This is a genomic window from Paenibacillus alginolyticus DSM 5050 = NBRC 15375 (genome assembly GCF_000422905.1).
GTDB classification, from domain to species: Bacteria; Bacillota; Bacilli; order Paenibacillales; family NBRC-103111; genus Paenibacillus_E; species Paenibacillus_E alginolyticus.
Window position 1 is genome coordinate 26,445 of sequence record NZ_AUGY01000087.1, and the last position, 8,561, is coordinate 35,005.

Consider the following 8,561-nt stretch of genomic DNA (forward strand, 5'->3'; position numbering starts at 1 on the left):
CGGATGTCACAGGAAGGAGGGCAAATATGATCCTAACAACAATAGAGCAGTGGCGTAATTGGTCCTCCACGTACACGATGCTGCCTTATGTGATTAAATTGGGTCTTGCCGACGACCGGATCGCTTCTTGGCAAGAAGCGTGGAAAGTAGCCGCGCCTGATTCCTTTGTCCTAGAAAGCGGCAAAGGCGGGCGTTACACGTGCTTCGGTTTACAGCCGTTTTCTACGGTTCATGGAAATGGGTTGGATGCAGAAGTTACCCTTATCAACCAAATGGATAAGGGTAAACCTCAAGTTTCACACTTGCATGGCAAACCGCTCGACATTGTGAAGCAATGGATGTCAGCTTATCAAAGCCCCAAAGTCGAAGGAGCCTCTAAGTTTCTTGGCGGCTGTGTAGGTTATTGGAGCTATGACGTGATCCGCACCATTGAGAAGCTTCCGGAGAAAGCGGCAAATGACTTGCCGATTCCGGATTATAGCTTCGCTATGTATGATCAAGTTTGGACCCTGGATCATATCGATAAGAGCCTGTACATTGCGGTGCATATGCCGCTTGAGAAGAGCCGAGCAGCCGATGACGTCTATCTTCGGCAGCTTTACGCACAAGCGCACGCTGAGGCCGAGGCGATGCTCGCACGCTGGCATGCGATCCGCTCCAGCAGCTGGTCAGGCTCGCACCTGAGCGGTGCAGACCAACCGTCGATCGCCCGCGAGCAGCTGCACATCGACGTCGAGAGCATCGCAGGCATCCAGCCTGCCTTCGGCAAAGCCGACTACATCGCGGCGGTGCAGCGCATTCAAGCCTACATCTCCCAAGGTGACGTGTTCCAAGTCAACTTATCCGTTAGACAGAGCCGGCAGCTGCGCACGACGCCGGAGGAGATCTACGAGGCGCTGCGCATCGTCAATCCCTCGCCATACATGGGCTTGCTGCGCTTCGCAGGCTTCGCCCTCGTCTCCGGCTCGCCGGAGCTGCTCGTGCAGCTCGAGGACGGCGTCCTGCGGACGCGTCCTATCGCTGGCACGCGCCCGCGCGGCAAGGACGAGCAGGATGACCTGCGCCTGGCCGGCGAGCTCATCGACAATGACAAAGAGCGCGCCGAGCACGTCATGCTGGTCGATCTGGAGCGCAACGACCTTGGCCGCATCTCGAAGTACGGCTCCGTCCATGTGAAAGACTTCATGGTCATCGAATACTACTCCCATGTGATGCACATCGTCTCGGAAGTCGTCGGCGAGCTCGCAGAAGGGAAGGATGCTTATGATGTCATTGCGGCAACCTTCCCTGGAGGTACGATCACAGGCGCTCCAAAGGTTCGCACAATGGAAATTATTGAAGAATTAGAGCCGGTTCGTCGCGGACCCTATACAGGATCCATGGGATGGATTGACTATAATGGAAATATGGAATTTAATATTATTATACGGACGCTTGTAGCTGTTCAAGGGATGGGCCACATTCAAGCAGGGGCGGGAATCGTCATTGATTCCATACCTGAACGTGAGTACATTGAATCCTTGAATAAAGCCAAAGCAATGTGGAAAGCGATAGAATATAGCGAGCGGAGCATGAGCCGAGCTTAAGCCCTAGCAGGGCTGACGAAAGGGGAGCTTAGAATGATTTTAGTGATTGATAATTATGATTCGTTTACGTACAACCTCGTCCAATATTTGGGGGAGATCGGGGAAGAAGTCGTCGTTCGTCGCAATGACGAAATTGATTTAGCTGGCGTTGAGGCTTTGGCGCCGGATCATATTTTAATATCTCCGGGTCCTTGCACGCCGAATGAAGCCGGAATTAGCTTATCACTCATCGACCATTTCAAAGGCAAAATCCCTATCTTCGGCGTCTGCCTAGGCCATCAATCGATCGGTCAAGCTTTTGGCGGCGACGTCATTCGCGCAGAGCGTTTAATGCATGGTAAAACCTCGGAGATTTTCCATGATGGTAAAACCTTATTCGAAGGGCTGCCATCCCCTTTTATAGCGACTCGCTATCATTCCTTGATTGTGAAAACCGAGACGCTTCCTGATTGCTTGGAAGTAAGTGCGCGTACAGCAGAAGGTGAAATTATGGCATTGCGCCATAAGGAATATCCGATTGAAGGTGTGCAGTTCCACCCAGAATCGATTATTTCTCAGCACGGTCATCAGATCCTGCGAAACTTTCTTCGCCGCACGGCTAAAGCAGGAGTTTAATCTATGATTATTAGTGTGGGCGGGATTTTAACGGATGATAAGGAAGCTGTGGTCTCGGTTTACGATCACGGCTTTCTTTACGGCCTTGGCCTTTTTGAGACATTTCGCACCTATAACAAAGAACCTTTCCTGCTGCCCGAGCATCTTCGGCGACTATCGGAGGGCTGTCGTGAGCTAGGGATTGACTACGAGCCTGACCACGCACACATTCAGCGTCTGATTGATGGACTGCTTGGGGCCAATAAACTCGAGGATGCATATATCCGATATTCCGTTTCGGCGGGAACTGATATTCTTGGGCTGCCATCAGGTGTCTACCAAAACCCTACAGAGATCATTTACATCAAGCCGCTTCCACCGAGGGACGAGAAGACCTATGCACACGGTAAAGCGCTGCAGCTGCTGAAGCTGCCTCGTAATACGCCGGAAGGTTTGTACCGATTCAAGTCTTTTCACTACATGAATAATATCTTGGCGAAAAGAGAGCTGCAGCAGTATGCCTGGGCGACTGGCGCTGAAGGCCTGATGCTGACCGAAGAAGGCTACTTAGCTGAGGGCATTGTGAGCAACATCTTTTTCATAAAAGATAGTGCCTGCTATACGCCATCGCTGGATACAGGCATATTACCTGGCATCACAAGGGCCTATGTGTTACAGCTGGCACAGCAGCAGCAGATTCCCACATTGAACGGCCAATACCGATGGGAAGATCTTATGGAAGCCGATGAGGTGTTTCTCGTTAATTCCATACAAGAGATCGTACCCATTACGACACTGTTCACACCCAGTGGACAATCTCACGCTATTGGAAATGGTGTCGTAGGTCCGATAACCCGCCAACTAAGCGAGCTTTATAACTAACATTTGATAACAACAGGAAGTGAACGGTAATGAAAGTGTTATCCTGCAGAGGACATGAGCTGCCCATTGGTGATCGGACGATCATTATGGGCATATTAAACGTAACACCAGACTCCTTCTCGGACGGTGGGAATTACATTAGGATTGAAGATGCGGTGCGCAGAGCTCGCCAAATGGTGGCGGAAGGCGCTGACATCATTGATATCGGGGGAGAATCGACCCGACCGGGTTTTGCCAAGGTCACACAAGAAGAAGAGCTGCAACGGGTAATTCCGGTCATTGAGGCACTAAGTAAGGAAGTTAACGTTCCTATTTCTATAGATACTTACAAAGCAGAGGTCGCCAAGCAAGCATTAGAAGCCGGGGCACATATCATCAACGATGTTTGGGGCGGCCAAGCCGACGTTCGAATGGCAGAGGTTGCGGCCAGCTACGATTGTCCGTTTATTATCACGCATAATCGTGTGAATCCGACCTATACTGATTTTCTTCGAGATGTTACTACTGACTTACAGCTCTATGCGAATCAAGCCAGAGAAGTTGGCGTTCGGGAAGAGCGGATCATTTTGGACCCGGGTATCGGATTTGCCAAATCCTACGAGCAGAATTTGTTCCTCATGAACAATCTGCGTACGATCGTAGACCTCGGATATCCCGTCCTTTTAGGAACATCCCGCAAAAGCGTCATTGGCCTAACGCTGGGTCTGCCTCCTGAAGAACGTTTGGAAGGTACGGCATCGACCGTGGTGCTTGGAATTGCCCAAGGCTGTGGGATGATCAGAGTCCACGATATTCAAGCGATGAAACGTTTGGCAGTTATGACAGATGCTATCATTCATTCGCAGTTAACCTAAACATTGGAGGCTCTTACATTGGATAAAATAACGCTCTCCCGCATGCAGTTCTTTGGTAATCATGGTGTTTTTCCGGAAGAGAATAAGCTTGGTCAACGCTTTTATGTAGATGTAGAGCTTATGCTTCCGCTAAACAAGCCCGGCAAGTCGGATCATCTGAATGATACGGTTAATTACGGAGAAGTATTTTTCAAAGTCAAAGAGATTGTGGAAGGCCGTACTTACAAATTAATTGAAGCTTTAGCAGAAAATATTGCATCCGAGCTTCTGCATACTTATACTAGTATCAATGAAGTGACGGTTCGCGTCATTAAGCCGCATCCGCCCTTTGCCGTTTTTTTTGACGGGGTAACTGTAGAGATTAACCGAAAGCGGGCAAATGAATGACAGCCGAAGAACAAGAACAAGGCACGATAGCTTATGTCGCATTGGGATCCAATATAGATGATCGTGAACACTATTTGCAGGATGCGATTACAGCGCTGAATCAGGAATCGGGCATAACAGTGACTGGATTGTCAAGCATCTACGAAACCGAACCGATTGGCTATGTAGATCAATCTGCTTTTCTTAATATGGTTATTCAAATCATCACGGTTTTACCTGCTAGAGAGTTGTTGTTCACTATGCTTGCCATCGAGAAAAGACTGGGTCGAACGCGCGATTTGCGCTGGGGCCCGAGAACGATCGATTTGGATTTACTCCTATACGGCGACCATCAGCTTACAACCCCCGACTTGATCATTCCGCATCCGCGGATGCATGAGCGGGCTTTTGTATTAGTTCCTCTCACTGAGGTTCTCTACAAGCGACAAGATGCTGCATTTGAATTCATCTCCGCGCATTTGGAGAAACTGGAAGGAAAGGAAGGCGTCATCCTATGGAAAAAAGCTCTGTAGCTCAGCGTATACGCGCTTTTCGTAAGTTAAAAGGGTACACGCAGAACGAATTAGCCGATTTACTCGGTGTGTCGATTGCCATCTTAGGTGCTATTGAAAGAGGTACACGTAAACCGGACACCAAAATAATAAATAAAATCTCGCAAGTCCTGAATATTGAACCGGATGAGTTAGTCGCAGCGGTTGCGAGATGAGAGGAGTGGAATCTTCGGTGCTGAAAATAGGAAATGTCGAAGCTCCCAATAAAGTCGTGCTAGCCCCAATGGCGGGTGTATGCAACCCTGCGTTCCGACTCATTGCCAAAGAATTTGGTACAGGTCTAGTCTGTGCAGAAATGGTTAGTGATAAAGCCATTGTTCACGGGAATTCCCGCTCGATGGAAATGCTTTATGTTGATGATCGAGAAAAACCGTTAAGTCTGCAAATCTTCGGTGGCGATACTGAGACGCTTGTACAAGCGGCTAGAATCGTTGACCAACAAACGAATGCAGATATTATTGATATAAATATGGGCTGTCCAGTACCGAAAATCACGAAGTGTGACGCGGGTGCAAGATGGCTGCTCCAACCAGAGAAAATCGAAGAAATGATCGCGACCGTTGTTGCGGCAGTTAGCAAACCAGTAACAGTGAAGATGCGTATCGGCTGGGATTCCGAGCACATTTATGCGATAGAAAATGCTAAAGCTGTCGAAAGAGGCGGCGGAAGCGCAGTAAGCGTTCACGGTCGTACGCGGGAGCAGCTGTATACAGGTAAAGCAGATTGGGACATCATTCGTGATGTTAAGCAAGCTCTGTCGATTCCCGTCATCGGCAACGGAGATGTTGTGACACCTGAGGATGCAAAACGTATGTTAGACCATACGGGTGTAGATGGCGTAATGATTGGGCGCGGCGCGTTAGGCAACCCTTGGATGCTTTACCGTACCGTGCAATACCTGGCCAATGGCGAATTACCGCCGGAGCCTACACCAGAAGAGAAGATCCGTATCGCGATCTTACACATGGACCGACTTATTGCTCTCAAAGGTGAACATGTGGCTGTGAAAGAGATGCGCAAGCACATGGCCTGGTACCTTAAAGGTATGACAGGAGCGGCTCGTGTGAAGGATGCGATTATGGAGATGTTGAAGCGTGATGAAATGGTGCGAGCGCTGAATGATTATGTCGAGCATCTAGCATCGCCTACAAATGAAGAATCAGCCGTACTTCAATAAAAAATGCAGCTATGGTTGAGATTGACATTTTGAAACCGTTGCAATATAATCAGTCAATATTAATGTGTTCCTGCATATATTGAAAGACAAACGAGCAACTAACTTATTTAAGAAACGTGAATTCATACTACTTGAATCAGCTCTTTTAAGACCCAACTCCTAGCAGGAAGCATCGATTCAACGATATGAAAATCTTTCACATGACGGGAGATCAGTTGGAAATGGCTGAAAAAGAGGTCATTCTTACACCAGAAGGTTTAAGAAAGCTCGAAGATGAGCTTGAGCATCTGAAATCAGTGAAGCGCCGGGAAGTTGCTGAGAGAATCAAGGTTGCCATCGGATATGGCGATATCAGTGAGAACTCAGAGTACGAAGACGCGAAGAACGAACAAGCTTTTATTGAAGGCAGAATCATTACTTTAGAAAAATTGCTGCGCAATGCGCGTATTATTAATAACGATGATGTCGATACCAACACTGTGAGTGTTGGCTCAATCGTAACGCTGAAGGACTTGGAATTCGGTGATTTGGTTGAATATAACATCGTAGGTACGGCGGAATCCGATCCGTTGATGAATAAGATTTCCAATGAAAGCCCTGTAGGTAGAGCTATTTTAGGTAAACAAAGGGGCGCGAACGTTGACGTTACTGTTCCTGCTGGCGTCATTCAGTATCAAATTATTGATATTAAAAAGTAGCGTGCAGCCGCATTCCTTTGGAAAGCTTCCTTTCGGAAGCTTTTTTCCGGTTTTAGCACCCTTTACTAATAAGTAGGAGATGAAAGCATGAGCCAGGAATTGGAATTGAACGAATTGCTCGTCATTCGCCGTAATAAATTGGACGAGCTTCGCGGTCTAGGAGTCGATCCGTTTGGCAGCAAGTACGTAAGGACGCATTCAACCAAAGAAATCCTTACAGCTTACCAAGACAAAACCAAAGAAGAGTTGGATGCTGAGCAGCATGAGGTCAGTATCGCTGGACGTATTATGCAAAAAAGAGGCATGGGTAAAGCCAGCTTCGCACATCTCCAAGACATTACAGGCAAAATTCAAATCTATGTGCGTGAAGATGCACTAGACGCGAACAAATACCAAGCCTTCGATCTTCTGGATCTAGGCGATATGGTTGGGGTTCAGGGCGTTGTTTTCAAAACAAAAACCGGGGAAACTTCTATTAAAGTGAAATCGCTTGAGGTTTTGACCAAATCCTTGCTTCCGCTGCCGGATAAATTTCATGGTCTTAGTGATGTAGAACTGCGCTATCGCCAACGTTATGTTGATTTGATTATGAATCAAGACGTTCAGCAGACATTTATTCTTCGTTCCCGTATTATTCAGTCCATGCGTCGCTACTTAGATTCACTGGGTTATTTAGAAGTTGAGACACCTACGCTACACTCCGTAGCAGGTGGAGCGTCTGCGCGTCCATTTAATACGCATCATAATGCTTTAGATATGCAACTGCACATGCGTATTGCGATTGAGCTTCATTTGAAGCGTCTGATTGTTGGTGGATTAGAAAAAGTGTACGAAATTGGACGAGTATACCGTAACGAAGGGATCTCTACACGTCACAATCCAGAGTTCACAATGATTGAGCTTTATGAGGCTTATGCTGACTATAAAGACATCATGAAGCTTACAGAGGAGCTTATTGCACATATTGCGCAAGAGGTTCTTGGTAGTACAACGGTTCCTTATGGTGATCACGAGGTCAATTTAGCTGTTGGCTGGAGACGTGTATCCATGGTGGATGCCATTAAAGAAGTCAAGGGCGTGGACTTTAACGTTCAGATGTCGAACGAGGAAGCTCATCGCTTGGCCAAAGAGCATCATGTACAAGTGGAGCCGCATATGACATTCGGCCATATTGTGAATCAGTTCTTCGAAACATTTGTTGAAGAGACATTAATTCAGCCGACTTTTATTTACGGACATCCTCTAGAAATTTCACCTCTTGCCAAAAAGAACCCCGAGGATCCGCGCTTCACGGATCGCTTCGAACTCTTTATTGTAGCGCGTGAGCATGCCAATGCATTTACAGAGCTTAACGATCCTATTGATCAAAGAGAGCGTTTTGAAGCTCAACTTCGTGAGAAAGAGCAAGGCAATGACGAGGCACATGAGATGGATGAGGACTTCATTCGTGCGCTTGAATATGGCATGCCTCCAACAGGTGGTTTAGGAATAGGAATTGACCGTTTGGTTATGCTATTGACGAATGCACCGTCTATTCGTGATGTACTGCTGTTTCCGCTTATGCGTGAACGTCAAGGAGAATAATAGCTTGCGTTTCGAGGCACCGATTGGTGTCTCGAAACTTTTTAAAATAGTACTTGCAATCTCCATGGCGACTGTGGTATCTTATAAAAGTTGCCGCTGAGACATTAAAGAGCTTAACAAAAACAACTTATAAAAATGAGTTGCAAAGTAATTCTCAGTATGGTATATTGGTCTTCCGGCTTTCGAAAGAGAGCAGGTTGAACAAGAGAAATTGATCTTTGAAAACTGAACAACGAGTGAGTAAGCAC

General features: G+C 47.2%; 10 protein-coding genes. All 10 read left to right on the plus strand.

Features of this window, described 5'->3' with window-relative positions:
* Positions 1–26: 26 nt before the first annotated feature.
* The 10 genes from G519_RS0129915 to lysS all read left to right on the plus strand — a co-directional run bounded on the left by G519_RS0129915 (position 27) and on the right by lysS (position 8,313).
* Positions 27–1,586, plus strand: a complete 1,560-nt coding sequence (locus tag G519_RS0129915; RefSeq protein WP_029197797.1) for an anthranilate synthase component I family protein — start codon at positions 27–29, stop codon at positions 1,584–1,586.
* A gap of 33 nt (positions 1,587–1,619) precedes the next feature.
* On the plus strand, positions 1,620–2,201 hold the full coding sequence (gene pabA, locus G519_RS0129920) for an aminodeoxychorismate/anthranilate synthase component II (protein ID WP_029197798.1): 582 nt from the start codon (positions 1,620–1,622) through the stop codon (positions 2,199–2,201).
* 3 nt (positions 2,202–2,204) lie between these two features.
* A complete protein-coding gene (pabC, locus tag G519_RS0129925) occupies positions 2,205–3,062 on the plus strand; it encodes an aminodeoxychorismate lyase (RefSeq protein ID WP_029197799.1) in 858 nt (285 codons plus the stop codon).
* Positions 3,063–3,091: 29 nt separating this feature from the next.
* Complete coding sequence (gene folP, locus G519_RS0129930) at positions 3,092–3,916, plus strand: dihydropteroate synthase (protein ID WP_029197800.1); 825 nt, start codon at positions 3,092–3,094, stop codon at positions 3,914–3,916.
* Positions 3,917–3,934: 18 nt separating this feature from the next.
* Entirely contained in the window at positions 3,935–4,303 is a 369-nt protein-coding gene (folB, locus tag G519_RS0129935) for a dihydroneopterin aldolase (protein ID WP_029197801.1), read from the plus strand.
* Positions 4,300–4,815 (plus strand): 2-amino-4-hydroxy-6-hydroxymethyldihydropteridine diphosphokinase, encoded by a 516-nt coding sequence (gene folK / locus G519_RS0129940; protein ID WP_029197802.1) that lies wholly within the window; start codon positions 4,300–4,302, stop codon positions 4,813–4,815. The genes folB and folK overlap by 4 nt, the downstream gene beginning before the upstream one ends.
* Positions 4,797–5,009 (plus strand): helix-turn-helix domain-containing protein, encoded by a 213-nt coding sequence (locus G519_RS0129945; RefSeq protein ID WP_029197803.1) that lies wholly within the window; start codon positions 4,797–4,799, stop codon positions 5,007–5,009. Before folK ends, G519_RS0129945 begins: the two co-directional genes overlap by 19 nt.
* A gap of 17 nt (positions 5,010–5,026) precedes the next feature.
* Entirely contained in the window at positions 5,027–6,031 is a 1,005-nt protein-coding gene (gene dusB, locus G519_RS0129950) for a tRNA dihydrouridine synthase DusB (protein WP_029197804.1), read from the plus strand.
* Positions 6,032–6,252: 221 nt separating this feature from the next.
* Positions 6,253–6,729 (plus strand): transcription elongation factor GreA, encoded by a 477-nt coding sequence (gene greA, locus G519_RS0129955; RefSeq protein WP_029197805.1) that lies wholly within the window; start codon positions 6,253–6,255, stop codon positions 6,727–6,729.
* Positions 6,730–6,816: 87 nt separating this feature from the next.
* Positions 6,817–8,313, plus strand: coding sequence for a lysine--tRNA ligase (gene lysS, locus G519_RS0129960; RefSeq protein WP_029197806.1), 1,497 nt, complete (start codon positions 6,817–6,819; stop codon positions 8,311–8,313).
* Positions 8,314–8,561: the final 248 nt, after the last annotated feature.

Bases quoted from the DNA above. Each gene is read 5' to 3' on its own strand.
- G519_RS0129915 (WP_029197797.1), top strand. From the start codon at position 27: ATGATCCTAACAACAATAGAGCAGTGGCGTAATTGGTCCTCCACGTAC.
- pabA (WP_029197798.1), top strand. From the start codon at position 1,620: ATGATTTTAGTGATTGATAATTATGATTCGTTTACGTACAACCTCGTC.
- pabC (WP_029197799.1), top strand. From the start codon at position 2,205: ATGATTATTAGTGTGGGCGGGATTTTAACGGATGATAAGGAAGCTGTG.
- folP (WP_029197800.1), top strand. From the start codon at position 3,092: ATGAAAGTGTTATCCTGCAGAGGACATGAGCTGCCCATTGGTGATCGG.
- folK (WP_029197802.1), top strand. From the start codon at position 4,300: ATGACAGCCGAAGAACAAGAACAAGGCACGATAGCTTATGTCGCATTG.
- G519_RS0129945 (WP_029197803.1), top strand. From the start codon at position 4,797: ATGGAAAAAAGCTCTGTAGCTCAGCGTATACGCGCTTTTCGTAAGTTA.
- greA (WP_029197805.1), top strand. From the start codon at position 6,253: ATGGCTGAAAAAGAGGTCATTCTTACACCAGAAGGTTTAAGAAAGCTC.
- lysS (WP_029197806.1), top strand. From the start codon at position 6,817: ATGAGCCAGGAATTGGAATTGAACGAATTGCTCGTCATTCGCCGTAAT.